The following is a 15,728-nucleotide window of genomic DNA, read 5'->3' on the forward strand; positions in this document are numbered from 1 at the left end:
TTAAGCCGCTTAGCGCAAGCGGTTTAACCATAACAGCTTTCTGCGGCCCATTTGAGCGACCTGCTTTTGATCTAACTCTAAATGGCTAAGCGCTTCGTCGGTTATATCTACAATATCACCCACCCCAGATACTGCCCACAGCGCTTCTTCTATGTCTTTTGCTTTGTGCATTGCATATTGGCTTACATATTTAAGTTCGTTTGATAGGTAGTCTGTATCTGGGCGACCCGTTCGCGATAAGTACAAGCGCATAACAAATACCAGCTCAGATTTAACGCCTGCGCTAATTTGCTCACTAAAGCTTGAATAGTTTTCGCCTAGTACGCATTGGCTCGTCACAGCCTTTTCAATGTTATCTTGTTTAGGGTCAAAATTAATTGCGAGTGTAAATGGCAAAGGCGGGTCTTGTCGGCTACGATCTTTAATGCTTGGGGTGATCACATCAATAATTTGTTGCTGCGTTAAAATATGGCTTAGGTCAGTTTTATTATTTAATAAGCCAAAATTTTGTAAAATCACGTGAATTGGGCTGGCATATAAACCAAAACCTATGGCACCTGGAATAAAGTGGCTTGCTTCTTTATGTAAATAAAGCGGGAATTGGCACACACTTTTGGTCACCATATTTCTCAGTGCGGTAGAAAGGCCTTCTATTTTAGGGGCTTCTTCAGACACTTTTAATTTATCTTTATTACTTTGAATTAATTGGGTAAAAAAGTTAACCCCTGCATGTGGTAAGTCAGCAACTCTGTTGGCTTTTAAATTAATGGTCGTTAACGACTTACTAATTGCCATCACTTCGTATTTAAGCTCACTTAAATTATGCTTTTTAGTTATTTTTTGTAAATCGGGGAAAGACAGTAAAACAATATCACCTTTTTTAAAGCTAACCGGCGAGTCTGACTCTAATTGCAAGCCCATAACCGAAAAATCCCGAGTATGAGCCTGATACTGCTTATCCTCAAACGTAAGCTCGGCAGGTGTTTTATATAAGTATCGTTTGTGAGAGCGTAAGTTTACATACTCTAGTGGCACAATATCTAAATAAGGAGGCTTATTATGCTTAGCGTGGCCAAAATGTTTAAGCTGGTTAACTAACGCCTTATCGTAGGGCTGCTTCTTATAATGCGCTTGTTCTTCACTGTTGCCAATGGCGGTTAAAACCGCAATATATTTTACATCTTTTATAAGGCCTGCCACTCTTGGAGAAGGTGGCTTATTAAGCTTTTCTATGTTTTTACCCGCCGAATTAGGCAACGATAATGGAATAAACGAATCATCAGGGTGGCTTGGCATAACTTGTAACTTAAAGCATTGCCAACTGTCTTTTTGGCTACCAAACCCTAAAAACAGGTTTCTTAATTTAGGGTTGTTATTAAGCTCTGTACGCGTGGCTGAGTAGTAATAGATTTTTCCTGCAGAAACATGAGTAAACGTATATAAGTAATCTTCTTTTACTGCGTTTACTTGGGTAAGCATTTGGCTAATACGTTGATTATTTAAAATGCTATATAAGCAGGGCACTTTTCGTTCATCAGTAAAATAGCGCTGAATAAAAATATTATTTTCAGTGGTTAGGCTTAAACTAGGAACAATTTGTTCGCCTTTTTTACTTAAAAACACGTATAAAGAGGTAACGCGCGGAATATAATATTGCTCATAACCCTTTGAAACCACTGCATCTAGGGTGTTATCTAAGTTCACTTTATAGCGGCGTTTATTACCGTTTATAAAGCTATCTAAAAAATTATCGAATGCTTCATTTTTTTCTATAAAAGTACGCTTTAAACGAATGTGGTTATATTCACGAGATATGTTTTCTACTGCAACTACTTCATATTGAATGCCATTTTTAAGGCCTAGCTCAAAATCTTGCTCAAGCCCTACTAGCCGCATGGCAATTAGCTGCCCTTTTTTTATAATTTGGCGGGTAGGAAGCTTAATTTTACAACCACTCAAAGAGATATCTGAGGTACTCGCGGCAATGTTTTTCTTATCGTTGTACTCAATTTTAACTTTAATCGAGTAGTTCATTCGCTCCTCAGAGCGGCTTTCATAAGAGGCAAATTTTATTACGCTGGTAGTCAGAGTGTCGTTTTCAACTTGTGTATCACTTTGCTCTTGTGCTTGTTTTTGTAGTACGCGATGGTTGTTTTCGGTATTCATTACCGCTTCGTATACCGCTAAAGTATAGCCGCCGTGTTGTTTTAAGGCTGCCTCAAATACTTCTATGGCGGTGTCATCCATAAAGTGTTGTTTACCATTGTGCTCATACGGGCGAACTTGGCCTGTTACTAAGCCTCGCAGGTCAACAAAACGGGCAACTGGCTGAGATAGGCGCGACATTTCCATTTTCATTAAAAACTGCTCAGGCTTTGTTAAACCTGCTGTTTTAGATTTGAAAATTAGGTCGAACTTTGCGTTACCTAAATAGGTTTTTAGCTCATTTACGAGGTCTTCGTGTTTGAGCAGTATGTCTTCAGCCATTTATAAATCGTCACCGTCTAATTGAAAAGTAGGTATACTGTAAAGTCCATTTATTTGAAAAATTCAATAAACGTAACATCGTGCTATGTTATTAATATAGGTACGATTTTTCGTGTAAGTACAGTTTAACTCTTGTTATTATGTGTTAAATGCCAATTTGTTGGCAAGTTACTTTAAAGTATTTAAAAGCAATAAGTATGCCCTAACTTAAAGTAAAAGAGAAAATTACATGTGTTTGTTTCTAATATAGATCCTAGAGTGGCTTTAGCAATGTAGCGCTGCTATGTCGTTCTCCCCATGATAAAATAAACAACTAAATGTATGCATTTTAAATTAAAGAATAGTAGGTAAGGTTATAAATGGCTAAGGCGGCAAAAGTAGAATTTGTTTGTACAGAGTGTGGTATGAACTACCAACGTTGGCAAGGTCAGTGTCGCTGTGGTGCGTGGAACACGTTGGCAGAATTTAAACCCTCTGCAGGGCAAAGTAAAAAAGCCGCTGCGCGAGCAACGGTTGGTGGTTATGCAGGTGGTATTGGTGGTGGCTCTAAAAAAATTGATGATGTAGCCACCACCGAGGCCGAAAAGCAGCTAACAGAAATAGGCGAGCTTGACCGTGTACTAAGCGGCGGCGTAACCACGGGCTCGGTTAATATTATATCGGGCGACCCAGGGGCAGGTAAAACAACGCTGTTATCTGATTTAGTAGCCAGAATGTCGCAGCGTATGCCATCACTTTATTGTACTGCTGAGGAGTCGTTGTCGCAGTTTAAAAACCGTGTAAACCGCTTAAAGCTTAACTATAACGCCGATGAGCTTTATTTACTTTCTGAAACTAGCGTAGAAACCATTATTGAAGAACTTGATAAAAATAAAATTAAGTTTGCTGTTATCGACTCTATTCAGGCGGTTGTAACCGATACTGCAAATGGCAGCCCTGGTTCGCCTTCGCAAGTAAAAAGTGCCGCGCAAGCGCTTACTCAGTATTGTAAGCAAAACGATGTCACTATGTTTATTATTGCCCATGTAAATAAAAACAACGAAATTGCAGGACCGCAAACATTAGTGCATATAGTGGATGCCTTATTGCATATTGACACGAATGATGGACAGGTACGTACGCTTAGAGCTAACAAAAACCGTTTTGGTGATATTGATACCGTAGGCATTTTTAAAATGTGCGAACGCGGCATGCTAAGTGTTGATAACCCCAGCGAGATTTTTTTATCGGGATCAAGTACTGAATCACCAGGCTCTACTATTACGTGTATCCGAAAAGGTAACCGTAACTTATTGCTCGAAATTCAATGTTTAACCACCGAAACCGAAGCCGAATTTCCGCAGCGTGTGTGCGTGGGTTTAAACATGAACCGAATAAAAATGCTCACTGGTATTTTACGCAAACACACCAAAACTAAAATATTTCACGATACGTTTTTTAATATTGTGGGCGGCTTACGAATCGATGAAACCGAAACCTGTATTGATTTAGCGTTAGTAACCGCGCTTTTAAGCAGCTTAAACGAGTTTGTTGTACCGCGTACAACCTGCATTATGGGAGAGCTTAGTTTAAACGGCGATGTGCGCCCAATCGACAGCGGTGTACCACGGGTTAAAGAAGCGGCACAGCATGGGTTTACTGAAATATTTATCCCGTTTCGTAATTACCATAAATCGATGGAAGGATTAGGGGCTAAAATTACGCCAGTAAAAACCGTGCACGAGTTACTGAGTTTAATTAATTAACGCTTACAGCGGCTGCTGTGCAATGTTACTCTTGAGCAAACACAATTTATATACAGATCAGAATAAGGAAATAGCATGAAAAAACTCGTAATAGCCATAGCCATTGTTGCAGCTGGCGTAGGCGGTGTTAGCTACGCAAACTATGTAGCAACTCAAGAAGTACGTACCGAAGTAGACAAGCAGCTTGCTTTAGTGAGCGATCAAACCGGTGCAACATTTAAATACGCGGGTTTATCGGCAAGTGTTATTTCTAAAAGTGTTGAAATTACTAACATGGAAGTAATTAGCCCTGAAGGTGATAACGTAGCGCATATTCAAAGTATTGAAGTAACCGGTTACAAAACCGATAAAATATCGCCACATACATCGTTTATAGTAAAAAGCTTTCAGTTCGATAAAGACTTTGTAGCAAAACTACCTGCAGATACAAACGAAATGCTTGCCTCTGCAAGTTACGACTTAAGCTCATCGCTCGATTACGATGAACAATCTGGCGACAGCGACGTAGTTTTAAAGCTTGATGCAAAAGATATTGCTAGTTTTAATATGGATGTAGGACTTGCTAACTCTAAAGCATTAATGGACGCATCCCTTGCTATAAGCAAAGCGCAGCAAGAAGCAGGTGACACGCCGCTTACTTACGAGCAAGAGTTACAACAGCAAACCTTAGTTATGCAAGCTATGAGTAAGCTTGAGCCACGAAATATTAATTTAGTACTTAATAACCAAGGCAAATTAAAAGAGCTATTTGTGAGCGAGCTTGAAAAACAAGGTATGACGCTTGAGCAAATGCAAATGACGCTACAGCAACAGTTACAGCAAGCTCCCGTAACTGAAGAAATTGCACAGGCGCTGACTGATTTTGCCAAAGGCTTAAACTCATTAAGCATATCGGCAAAATTGCCTGAAGGTAAAACTATGATGGAAGTAAACCAGCAAATAATGATGTTAGCTGGCCAGCCAGAAGAGCTAGTTAAATTCGTTAACTTAGAAGTTAAAGGCGAGTAAAGTCGTTTTAGCTTTGTAGTTGCCTATATGGTTGGCTGCAAACAATAAAGTTGTTAGAGCGTGGGTATACCTCACGCTTTTTTATGCAATATAATAATCTGTTTTTAAATGCTTTTTCATTGGTTGAACTGCTTGTTTTTTAGTCTCTGTTTGGCTAGTGTATTAGTTATACATACGGAAATGGACCTAATTATGCGCTTATTTTTAATTCTTACCCAAGTAATAATCTTATCGCTTTCGCCTGCCTTATCAGCAAAAACTAATTTTGAGCACAATATCAAGGTGGAGTCATGCTCTTCAGAAAAATGTAAGGAAGAGTTTAAGAAACTAAAGCGATACTCACGTCAACAGATCCCACTTGCTCAAGAGATGTTGGGCACTTTTTATTATAATGGTTATGGTGTAGAGCAAGATTTAAAAAAAGCAAGAAGGTACTTTTATGAAGCCGCTCGTTGGGGGCTGCCTAATAGCCAGTTTAAACTTGGCATAATGATGATTGAAGGCCAAGGTGGTGAAGTTAATAAAAGCCTTGGCTTTACAAACTTACGACACGCCGCTAAAAAGTTACCAAAAGCAAATTATTATATTGCAGCATATATGCTAACTAATAACCCGACAAAAGATGATGCTTTAGAAGCAAAAGAAAAGCTAGAACTGGCAGCAAATAAGGGCTATGTGAGGGCAAATTTTTTACTAGCTAAAGTGTATGAATCAGCAATTTTAGGTCAATCCAATAAAGAAAAAGCAATTAAGCATTATAAAAAGGCGGCTATAAAAGACCCAAGGGCAAAACTAAAGCTTGCCGCTTTAGGCATTGATTTACCAAGAGAGCCTGAAAATAAAGATATTGAGCGTATAACCGTTGTTAGAGAAAAGCAAACAATGGGTAATTTTATCACTAATATAAAAAATATGCCTAGTATGCGAACCGCCGTATCGAGTCGTATTAAAGGAGGTAAATGCGAGGATAGCATCAGCTGTGAAAGTATAAGTGGTTATGAAAACTTGAAACTGTTTAAGCAAGGCGCTACTCAAGGTTTATAATGGGCACCTAGGTAAATGCGTTGAAATGAGAGCCTAAAGTTAAGTTAGCTTTAAAATAAAAAACACCGTATTTATTTTAAACACGGTGTTTATTTAATTATTTTTTACACTTCATCTTTTAGTGAAGAATACGCGCTCTAATTGTACCTTCTACTGCACTTAGTTCTTTAAGTGCAACTTCTGACTGATCGGTATCTACGTCAATAACTACATAACCAATTGATTCATCAGTTTGTAAGTATTGAGCGGCAATGTTAATACCGTGCTGGGCAAACGCTTGGTTAATCTGCGTAAGTACGCCAGGGCGGTTGTGGTGTACGTGCAATAAGCGGCTACGGTTAGCAAGCTCTGGAAGCGAAACCTCAGGGAAGTTAACCGCTGTAATAGTTGAGCCATTATCTGAGTATTTAGCTAATTTACCGGCTACTTCAATACCAATGTTTTCTTGCGCTTCTTGGGTAGAGCCACCAATGTGCGGCGTTAAAATAACGTTGTCGAATTCACGCAGTGGCGATACAAATTCTTCTTCGTTAGATTTTGGCTCAACGGGGAATACATCAATAGCTGCGCCGCTTAGCTTTTTCTCGCTAAGTGCTTCGGCAAGTGCATCAATATCCACTACAGTACCGCGTGAAGCGTTAATTAGTATTGACCCTTGCTTCATTACGGCAAGTTCTGCTGTGCCAATTAGGTTTTTAGTTTGCGGTGTTTCTGGTACGTGTAAACTAATAATATCAGCGCGCTGTAAAAGCTGTGTTAGGTTATGAATTTGTGTTGCATTACCTAAAGAGAGCTTATCTTCAATGTCGTAATACTCTACGTTCATACCTATGTTTTCAGCCATAATACCAAGCTGTGTACCTATGTGGCCGTAACCAATAATCCCGAGCGTTTTACCGCGCGCTTCAAACGAGCCGGTTGCTGTTTTTAACCAGCCGCCACGGTGCGCTGCTGCATTACGCTCTGGAATACCACGTAATAGTAATAGTATTTCGCCAAGTACAAGCTCAGCTACTGAACGAGTGTTTGAAAACGGTGCATTAAATACCGCAATACCGCGCTCGCGAGCTGAGTTTAAGTCAACTTGGTTAGTACCAATACAAAAACAACCAATGGCTACTAGCTTTTCAGCTGAGTCTAAAACTGCTTGGTTAATATGAGTACGAGAACGAAGCCCTACAAAGTGCACATCTTTAATACGCTCTTTAAGTTCGTCCTCAGGTAGCGATGTTTTTACGTAGTCGATGTTGCTGTAACCATTACGTTTAAGCGTTTCTACTGCGCTTTGGTGAACACCTTCAAGCAAGAGAATTTTAATTTTGTCTTTTGCTAACGATACCTTACTCATAACCTCATCCTATTTAATTTGTGGCCCATTTTTAGTGCCGATAATCACTTTATCAGCGCCGCGCATCGCAAATAGGCCGTTGGTAACTACGCCAACAATTGAATTAATTTGTGTTTCAAGTTGTTTGGCATTACTAATACTTAAATTGTGTACATCTAAAATAACGTTACCGTTATCGGTTACTACGCCTTGGCGGTACACAGGGTCGCCACCAAGTTTTAATAATTCACGCGCTACGTAGCTGCGTGCCATGGGTATAACTTCTACCGGAAGCGGAAAATCGCCCAATGTATCTACTAATTTTGTGTCATCAACAATACAAACAAATTGTTTTGCAACGGCTGCGACTATTTTTTCGCGGGTAAGTGCTGCGCCGCCGCCTTTGATCATTTCGTTTTGGGCATTAATTTCATCTGCGCCGTCTACGTATACATCAAGAGCATCTAAATCGTTTAGCTCAAACACTTCAATACCTAACGCGTGTAAACGCGCTGTTGAAGCCTCAGAGCTAGATACCGCACCCGTTATGGTGTCTTTTACTGTGCCTAGGGCATCAATAAAATGATTTACGGTAGAGCCTGTCCCCACACCAACAATGGTGTTTTCTTTTACAAACTCGAGTGCAGCCCACGCAGCTGCTTTTTTTAATTCGTCTTGCGTCATTGTTATGCTCATATTTCAAATGTGTAGTGGGTGTTTATTACCAGTGATAAATTTTATCGGGAGTAATAATGGTTTTAAGTGGAACATCCCACGATTCAATTGGCAGTGCATCTACTTTTTGGCAGCTATGTGCTAAGCCTATAAGTTGCGGTTTTTGCCAATTGTAAGCGTGTAATTGCGCCAGTGTTTTATCGTAAAATCCACCCCCCATTCCTAATCGATTACCTTGATTATCAAATGCTACAAGTGGCATCAGTAAGTAATCTAAATCAGTTAATGGGCATATTTGAGAGCAGTTCAGCTTAGGCTCCAAGATACCATAGCGATTTGCCCTCATGGGTGAGTTTTTTTCATAGCGTTGAAACAGCAAAGTAGCCCCATTAAATGGGTGTATAACGGGTAAGTAAAGGGTGTGGCCTTTTTCCCATAACTCATTAATTAACAATGAGGTATCTAATTCTCCATCGTTACTAAAGTAAATGGCTATATGTTTTTTTGAGGCTGTTTTATCGCTATTTAGCTGTTGAGTAAAATTCAACTTTAACTGTGCCGCGGCTTTTTCTTGCTGTTTTTTTGATAGATTATTGCGTAATTGGCGAATAGATTGGCGTATGTGTGTACGTTTATTGCTCATTGTAATTACGCACCTTTGATTAAATAGACACTAAATCAGGAAAAGCTAAGTAAACAGCAAGCACAATAAGTAGTAAAACGGCAGTGGCAATCAGTGAATATAACAAAGTATTGCTACGCGTTTTAACGGGTTCATCGAGCTGCTCGTCAAGCATAAGATCATCTTCTTGCCACTCATCACTTTCGTCTGTAGGGCTTTTTAGCTCATTGGTTGGAAGCCTTTGTTCTAGCTCTTCTAGTTTTTCTTCTAGGCGGATCAAGCTGCTCGTTATGTAATCAAGGGCATCAAAAATCCGTTCATCACGCTGACTAGCTGCGCTAGGGCTTTGAGTGGGCAGCTCACCTGTGGCTTGTAACTTGCTTTTAATGCCTAGGCTTGCCAGTAATTTGGCCTGCTTTAAGGCTTTGTCTTTATTGCTAGGTGCAAAGAGTGCTTTGCCATTAAAAAACTGAGTTACTTTATCTTCAGACGTTTTTAGCTTACTTGCTAAATTTACGCAGGCCGTTTTAGCCTCAGTGCCCTCGGCGAGCCCTACAAACATAACGCGAAAATTATTGGCCATTTACTTATCCCTTAAGCTTTTATTATGCAAAGAGTATATACCTAAAACCGTACGAAATTCGAGGGCTAGTTAATACCAATTTAATTCAAAACACGATTAGTTTAGCGTATTAAATAGCGCACTGACTGCGTTAAAATTATTTATATAAAATAACTGTACGCCGTAAATTCCTTTGTTATTGCACTATTTACTGGGTGCTATGATAAACAACTAAATTAATGCAATTGATATAAAGCGCATAATTAGCCTTTGCTTTAGATATAAAAACGGCCCTTAAAAGGGCCGTTTATTATTTAATGCATTTTGGCTTATAGGCCAGCAGCTGCGCGAAGTGCGTCTGCTTTATCTGTACGTTCCCATGGGAATTCGTCACGACCAAAGTGACCGTATGCCGCTGTTGGTTGGTAAATTGGGCGCTCTAAATCAAGCATTTGAATTAAGCCGTAAGGGCGTAGGTCAAAGTGCTCACGAATAAGCTCAATTAAACGACCTTCTTCAAGCTTGCTTGTACCAAAGGTTTCAACGCTGATAGAGGTAGGCTCGGCTACACCAATTGCGTAAGATACTTGTAATTCACATTTATCAGCAAGGCCAGCCGCAACTACGTTTTTAGCAACGTAACGTGCAGCGTATGCAGCTGAGCGGTCAACTTTTGATGGATCTTTACCTGAGAAAGCACCACCACCGTGACGTGCCATACCACCGTATGTATCTACGATGATTTTACGACCCGTTAAACCACAGTCGCCCATAGGTCCGCCAATTACAAAACGACCCGTTGGGTTAATGAAAAATTTAGTCGCGCTTGTAATAAGCTCTGCAGGAAGTACCGGCTTTATGATGGTTTCCATCACGGCTTCTACTAAGTCATTTTGCGAAATTTCTTCAGCGTGCTGAGTAGAAAGTACAACTGCATCAATACCTACAGGCTTGCCGTTTTCGTATGCAAAAGTTACTTGAGATTTTGCATCTGGGCGTAACCAGTTAAGCTCGCCGCTTTTACGTACTTGCGCTTGGCGCTGTACTAAACGGTGTGAGTAAGTAATTGGCGCAGGCATTAGTACTTCTGTTTCGTTACATGCATAACCAAACATTAAGCCTTGGTCGCCAGCACCTTGTTCTTCTGGGCTAGTACGGTCAACACCTTGGTTAATATCAGGAGACTGCTTACCAATAGTGTTTAAAATTGCACACGAGTCTGCATCGAAACCCATGTCTGAATGCGTGTAGCCAATTTCACGTACTGTTTTACGTGTAATTTCTTCAATATCAACCCATGCGCTAGTGGTAATTTCACCACCAACCATAACCATACCGGTTTTTACGTAAGTTTCGCACGCAACACGGGCATGAGAGTCTTGCTCTAGGATAGCATCAAGTACCGCATCAGAGATTTGATCGGCGATTTTATCCGGATGACCTTCAGAAACAGATTCAGAAGTAAATAAATGTTTTGCCATTGTATTTCTGCTCACAAATATTGCGCTTCACAAACGTCGGTATTAGCGCTAAAAAATTAAGGGGCGTATTTTATCTAAAACAAAACACCTTGCATAGTGTTTTTACGCCTAGACGTCTAAATAAAATGAGTAATAACTTTTTGGTCTTAAAAAATATTCATAATAGCCCATTTTTATGGGGTTTTTAATTGCACACTGCACCCACATTAAGTAAGAATGGTTGCTATAACAGCTCTTAAGTTACTTAAGGGTATTAACGAACACATAAGTACCCGCGCAAATACACATAAAGGTAGGAGAATTCATGCCATCTCGCAAAGAACTTGCAAATGCTATTCGCGTCTTGTCAATGGACGCAGTACAAAAGGCCAAATCTGGCCACCCTGGAGCCCCAATGGGCATGGCCGATATCGCAGAAGTATTATGGCGCGATTATCTAAAGCATAATCCAACTAATCCAGAGTGGGCTGACCGTGACAGATTTATTCTTTCAAACGGCCACGGTTCAATGCTTATCTATTCTCTATTGCACCTAACTGGTTACGACTTACCACTTGATGAAATTAAAAACTTCCGTCAAATGCATTCTAAAACGCCAGGCCACCCTGAGTACGGTTATGCACCAGGAATTGAAACTACTACGGGCCCACTAGGTCAGGGGATCACAAATGCGGTAGGTATGGCGATTGCTGAAAAAGCGCTTGCTGCACAATTTAACCGTGAAGGCCACGACATTGTTGATCACTACACATATGCATTTATGGGTGACGGTTGTTTAATGGAAGGTATTTCTCATGAAGCATGTTCACTTGCTGGCACATTAGGCCTTGGCAAGTTAGTGGCTTTTTGGGATGACAACGGTATTTCAATCGATGGTGAAGTTGAAGGTTGGTTTAGCGACGATACACCAGCACGATTTAAAGCGTACGGCTGGCATGTAATAAGTGACGTTGATGGCCACGACAGCGATGCTGTTAGTGCTGCAATAGCAGAGGCTCAAAGTGTTACCGACAAACCATCACTAATTTGTTGTAAAACAGTGATTGGTTACGGTTCACCTAATAAATCTGGTAGCCACGATTGTCACGGCGCGCCATTAGGTGATGACGAAATTACAGCGTCTCGCGAATTTTTAGGCTGGTCTGGCGGTGCATTTGAAATCCCTGATGATATTTACGCACAGTGGGATAGCAAAGAAAAAGGTCAACAGCTTGAATCTAGCTGGGACGAAAAATTTGCAGCATACGCAAAAGCATACCCAGAGCTTGCAGCTGAATATAAGCGCCGTATTAACAACGAACTTCCAGGCGATTGGGCTGAAAAATCTCAAGCATACATAGAGCAACTACAAGCAAACCCTGCAAATCCTGCATCTCGTAAAGCGTCGCAAAATGCATTAAATGCATTTGGCCCGTTATTACCAGAATTCATGGGTGGCTCAGCCGATTTAGCTGGCTCAAACTTAACAATTTGGGATGGCTCTAAAGGGCTAACTGCAGACGATGCAAGCGGTAACTACGTTTACTACGGTGTACGTGAGTTTGGTATGTCGGCAATTATGAATGGTATTGCCCTTCATAAAGGCTTTATTCCTTACGGTGCAACGTTCTTAATGTTTGTTGAATACGCAAAAAATGCGGTACGTATGGCTGCACTAATGAAGCAACCAAGCATTTTTGTTTACACGCACGATTCAATCGGCCTAGGTGAAGACGGTCCAACTCACCAACCAGTAGAGCAAATTGCTAGCATGCGTTTAACGCCAAACTTATACAACTGGCGCCCGTGTGACCAAGTTGAGTCGGCAATTGCATGGCAACAAGCTATTGAGCGTAAAGATGGTCCTACATCACTTATCTTTACTCGCCAAGGCCTTGAGCAACAAGCGCGTGACGCTCAGCAATTAGCAGATGTTAAAAAGGGTGGTTACATCCTTAGCTGTGACGGCGAGCCAGAGCTAATTATTATTGCAACAGGTTCTGAGGTGCAACTAGCACAAGACTCTGCAACAGAGCTACGCAGCCAAGGTAAAAAGGTACGTGTTGTATCTATGCCATGTACTGATGTATTTGAAGAGCAAAGCGCACAGTACAAAGAAAGCGTACTACCGGCAGCCGTTACACGCCGCGTAGCAGTAGAAGCAGGTATTGCTGATTACTGGTACAAGTACGTAGGCCTAAATGGTGCAGTAGTAGGTATGACTACCTTTGGTGAGTCGGCACCTGCTGGTGAGCTGTTTGAGTACTTTGGCTTTACAGTAGAGAACATTGTAAATAAAGCAAACGCGTTGTTTTAACCGTTAGCTTTAATATTTAAAAGCCCGCCCTGTGTAAAACAGGGCGGGCTTTTTTGTTTGCTGACTGAGTTATAAAGTGGCGTAGTAGCCTTAAGATACTTCAATCACACTGCTTGTAATACGTAGTACTTTTTTGGCTTAAAGCCTTTTGAGCTTGAATTTCAGATGAGTAATTTTCACAGCGCTTTTCTTGCAAGGCTATGACCTATCAGGCAAGGTGGTGGCCGATTAAATAAAATAATACAACAGGAGTGAGGATGTCTCAGTTTGAAAATGTAAGCGTAATTAAAAAAGCGAACGTGTATTTTGACGGTAAAGTATCAAGCCGTACCGTGGTATTTAACGATGGCACAACCAAAACGCTAGGCTTTATGCAACCAGGCGAATTTGTATTTGATACAAGCAAAAAAGAACTCATGGAGCTGTTAGGCGGCCAATGGGATATTTTATTACCTGGCGAAACGCAGTGGAAAACATTTATCGCGGGCGAATCATTTAACGTTGATGCCAATGTTAGCTTTAAAGTAAAAGTGAGTGATTTTGCTGACTATTGTTGTTCGTACACAGACTAAACGCTAAAGGCTAGACGTCTGAAAGCCCATACCCTATGGGCTTTGCATAAACTTTGCACAACTTATAATTTAAATCAGTTTAAGTAACAAATTAATTTCAAAAATCAGTGCTTTTTCCTTGTGTTAATCTAAATAGCCCCCAATACTATTTATGAGGTAACAAATAAAAGGATACCCTATGAAAATTAATCTTTCTGGTCACCATGTAGACGTTACTAACTCTATTAGAGAGCATATCAACGAAAAGTTTTCAAAAATCGAGAGCCACTTTCCATCACTTATCGCACTCGACATTATATTGTCTAAAGAGCATCACAAAATCCAAGCAGAAATTAGCACAAATTACGAAGGTGCGCGTATATCGGTAAAAGGGGAAAACGAAGTTATGTACCCGGCGATTGCAAGCGCAGCTAAAAAACTCGATGCAGCACTAAAACATCGAAAAGGGCAAATAAAAGCAAATTTACACGAAAAGCCTGTAAGCACAACGCCAGAAATAGCGCACGAAATCATCCAAGAGATGGAACTAAAATAAGATTTAGTCCCAAAGTACTATAAAAAAGAGCCTTACGGCTCTTTTTTATTGCCTTTAATTTAGGTAAGTTATGCAGCCTTCGGTGTTATTAATTATTAAAATTAATAACCAGAGCGAATAACACACATAATTTGAGAAATTAATGCAGCAAACACACACCTCTTGGAAATCTCGATTGGGCGCACTAGGCCCTGGTATCTTAATGGCAACCGCAGCAATTGGCGGCTCTCACTTAGTTGCATCTACTCAAGCTGGCGCGCTATTTGGATGGCAACTGTTTTGGCTAATTCTCGTTGTTAACGTATTAAAGTACCCGTTTTTTCGCTTTGGTATGGAATACACCCTAGCAACCAAAAACAGTTTAGTAGAAGGCTATAAAAATAAAGGCCCTGTCTATTTTTATAGCTTTATTGGCTTAAATATATTGGCCGCCATAGTTAATACCGCAGGGGTGTTATTACTGACTGCAAGCTTGCTGCATTATGCACTGCCAATAGTGATAGAAGTCACGCTACTGTGTTGGATATTATTGGCCGTGTGTTTAGCTATTTTATTACTTGGGCACTTTAAAGCGCTCGACAGCGTTGCTAAAGGCATTATGGGGCTATTAACGTTAGCTACTGTTATTGCACTGGTTATCGCGTTTAGTAACGGCCCAATGGCTCCTGCTGACTATATTGGCCCATCACCTTACGAGTTGGCTATGCTGAGCTTTATGGTCGCGTTAATGGGCTGGATGCCAGCACCCATAGAAATATCAGCGCTTAGTTCGCTTTGGCTCAAAGAAAAACAAACTCAGCAAACGGTTACTAAAAGCCAAGGCTTATTCGATTTTAACGTAGGCTATTGGCTAACAGCCTGTTTAGCATTGGTATTTTTTAGCTTAGGTGTGCTGGTGCAATATGGGCAAAGCAGCAGTATTGAGCTTGGCGGTGTTGCCTTTGCTAAACAGCTTATTGATATGTACGCACTGACTATTGGCGAGTGGGCAAGGCCACTTGTATCAGCCATTGCTTTTTTATGTATGTTTGGCACTACACTCACCGTGCTTGATGGCTACGCCCGTACACTTAACGAGTCACATAAATTACTTGGTTTTAAGCAATCTAAACACAGTTTAAATATTTGGTTAGTACTGCAGGCCTTTGCCGGTATGGCCGTTATTTTATTTTTTAAATCGGCCCTGGGGCCAATGCTTACCTTTGCCATGACACTTGCTTTTGTCACTACCCCCGTTTTTGCATGGCTTAACTTTAGCCTAGTGCGCTCAGAGCCCGCCATTAAACACAGCGTACTATTGCGCAGCTTAACCTGGTTAGGCTTAGTGTACTTGGTTGGTTTTGCTGTTGCGTTTGTGGTGTGGAAGCTAGCAGC

The 15,728-nt window shown here is 40.7% G+C and carries 13 protein-coding genes; 7 read left to right on the forward strand and 6 right to left on the reverse strand.

All coding sequences use genetic code 11. The annotated features are described in order from the left end of the window. Window positions 1-9: 9 nt before the first annotated feature. Window positions 10-2,487, reverse strand: a complete 2,478-nt coding sequence (locus B2R65_RS07580) for a PilZ domain-containing protein (protein ID WP_286741795.1) — start codon at window positions 2,485-2,487, stop codon at window positions 10-12. Between the two features lie 359 nt (window positions 2,488-2,846). Between B2R65_RS07580 and radA the strand changes: the two genes are divergently transcribed. From radA to B2R65_RS07595, 3 genes are all read left to right on the forward strand, one after another. Beyond that, the gene (gene radA / locus B2R65_RS07585; RefSeq protein WP_004586161.1) at window positions 2,847-4,232 is read left to right on the forward strand and encodes a DNA repair protein RadA; all 1,386 of its coding nucleotides are present in this window, start codon (window positions 2,847-2,849) and stop codon (window positions 4,230-4,232) included. A gap of 75 nt (window positions 4,233-4,307) precedes the next feature. Further along, on the forward strand, window positions 4,308-5,240 hold the full coding sequence (locus tag B2R65_RS07590) for a hypothetical protein (protein WP_286741796.1): 933 nt from the start codon (window positions 4,308-4,310) through the stop codon (window positions 5,238-5,240). A 192-nt stretch (window positions 5,241-5,432) separates the two neighbouring features. Then, complete coding sequence (locus B2R65_RS07595; RefSeq protein WP_121637871.1) at window positions 5,433-6,284, forward strand: tetratricopeptide repeat protein; 852 nt, start codon at window positions 5,433-5,435, stop codon at window positions 6,282-6,284. A gap of 118 nt (window positions 6,285-6,402) precedes the next feature. Here B2R65_RS07595 and serA read toward each other — a convergent pair whose 3' ends face one another. The 5 genes from serA to metK form a co-directional block, all read right to left on the reverse strand. Next, window positions 6,403-7,632, reverse strand: a complete 1,230-nt coding sequence (serA, locus tag B2R65_RS07600; RefSeq protein ID WP_004586164.1) for a phosphoglycerate dehydrogenase — start codon at window positions 7,630-7,632, stop codon at window positions 6,403-6,405. 9 nt (window positions 7,633-7,641) lie between these two features. Beyond that, on the reverse strand, window positions 7,642-8,295 hold the full coding sequence (rpiA, locus tag B2R65_RS07605; RefSeq protein ID WP_286741797.1) for a ribose-5-phosphate isomerase RpiA: 654 nt from the start codon (window positions 8,293-8,295) through the stop codon (window positions 7,642-7,644). 37 nt (window positions 8,296-8,332) lie between these two features. Further along, window positions 8,333-8,929, reverse strand: a complete 597-nt coding sequence (locus tag B2R65_RS07610) for a 5-formyltetrahydrofolate cyclo-ligase (protein ID WP_286741798.1) — start codon at window positions 8,927-8,929, stop codon at window positions 8,333-8,335. A 19-nt stretch (window positions 8,930-8,948) separates the two neighbouring features. Beyond that, window positions 8,949-9,491: a hypothetical protein gene (locus B2R65_RS07615; RefSeq protein ID WP_029774274.1), complete on the reverse strand. Its 543-nt coding sequence runs from the start codon at window positions 9,489-9,491 to the stop codon at window positions 8,949-8,951. A 308-nt stretch (window positions 9,492-9,799) separates the two neighbouring features. Then, window positions 9,800-10,951, reverse strand: coding sequence for a methionine adenosyltransferase (metK, locus tag B2R65_RS07620; RefSeq protein ID WP_004586168.1), 1,152 nt, complete (start codon window positions 10,949-10,951; stop codon window positions 9,800-9,802). A 304-nt stretch (window positions 10,952-11,255) separates the two neighbouring features. Between metK and tkt the strand changes: the two genes are divergently transcribed. From tkt to B2R65_RS07640, 4 genes are all read left to right on the forward strand, one after another. After that, complete coding sequence (tkt, locus tag B2R65_RS07625; protein WP_029774273.1) at window positions 11,256-13,247, forward strand: transketolase; 1,992 nt, start codon at window positions 11,256-11,258, stop codon at window positions 13,245-13,247. Window positions 13,248-13,504: 257 nt separating this feature from the next. Then, entirely contained in the window at window positions 13,505-13,819 is a 315-nt protein-coding gene (gene ppnP / locus B2R65_RS07630; protein WP_024033130.1) for a pyrimidine/purine nucleoside phosphorylase, read from the forward strand. Window positions 13,820-13,997: 178 nt separating this feature from the next. Further along, a complete protein-coding gene (gene hpf / locus B2R65_RS07635; RefSeq protein ID WP_024033129.1) occupies window positions 13,998-14,354 on the forward strand; it encodes a ribosome hibernation-promoting factor, HPF/YfiA family in 357 nt (118 codons plus the stop codon). Between the two features lie 142 nt (window positions 14,355-14,496). After that, the coding region (locus tag B2R65_RS07640; RefSeq protein ID WP_064385273.1) for an NRAMP family divalent metal transporter at window positions 14,497-15,728 on the forward strand (1,232 nt) is incomplete at its 3' end.

It is taken from the genome of Pseudoalteromonas sp. UBA2102, from assembly GCF_002331165.1.
Classification (GTDB): Bacteria; Pseudomonadota; Gammaproteobacteria; order Enterobacterales; family Alteromonadaceae; genus Pseudoalteromonas; species Pseudoalteromonas atlantica.

Bases quoted from the DNA above. Each gene is read 5' to 3' on its own strand.
- metK (WP_004586168.1), bottom strand. From the start codon at position 10,951: ATGGCAAAACATTTATTTACTTCTGAATCTGTTTCTGAAGGTCATCCG.
- B2R65_RS07590 (WP_286741796.1), top strand. From the start codon at position 4,308: ATGAAAAAACTCGTAATAGCCATAGCCATTGTTGCAGCTGGCGTAGGC.
- serA (WP_004586164.1), bottom strand. From the start codon at position 7,632: ATGAGTAAGGTATCGTTAGCAAAAGACAAAATTAAAATTCTCTTGCTT.
- radA (WP_004586161.1), top strand. From the start codon at position 2,847: ATGGCTAAGGCGGCAAAAGTAGAATTTGTTTGTACAGAGTGTGGTATG.
- B2R65_RS07595 (WP_121637871.1), top strand. From the start codon at position 5,433: ATGCGCTTATTTTTAATTCTTACCCAAGTAATAATCTTATCGCTTTCG.
- ppnP (WP_024033130.1), top strand. From the start codon at position 13,505: ATGTCTCAGTTTGAAAATGTAAGCGTAATTAAAAAAGCGAACGTGTAT.
- hpf (WP_024033129.1), top strand. From the start codon at position 13,998: ATGAAAATTAATCTTTCTGGTCACCATGTAGACGTTACTAACTCTATT.
- rpiA (WP_286741797.1), bottom strand. From the start codon at position 8,295: ATGACGCAAGACGAATTAAAAAAAGCAGCTGCGTGGGCTGCACTCGAG.
- tkt (WP_029774273.1), top strand. From the start codon at position 11,256: ATGCCATCTCGCAAAGAACTTGCAAATGCTATTCGCGTCTTGTCAATG.
- B2R65_RS07615 (WP_029774274.1), bottom strand. From the start codon at position 9,491: ATGGCCAATAATTTTCGCGTTATGTTTGTAGGGCTCGCCGAGGGCACT.
- B2R65_RS07580 (WP_286741795.1), bottom strand. From the start codon at position 2,487: ATGGCTGAAGACATACTGCTCAAACACGAAGACCTCGTAAATGAGCTA.
- B2R65_RS07610 (WP_286741798.1), bottom strand. From the start codon at position 8,929: ATGAGCAATAAACGTACACACATACGCCAATCTATTCGCCAATTACGC.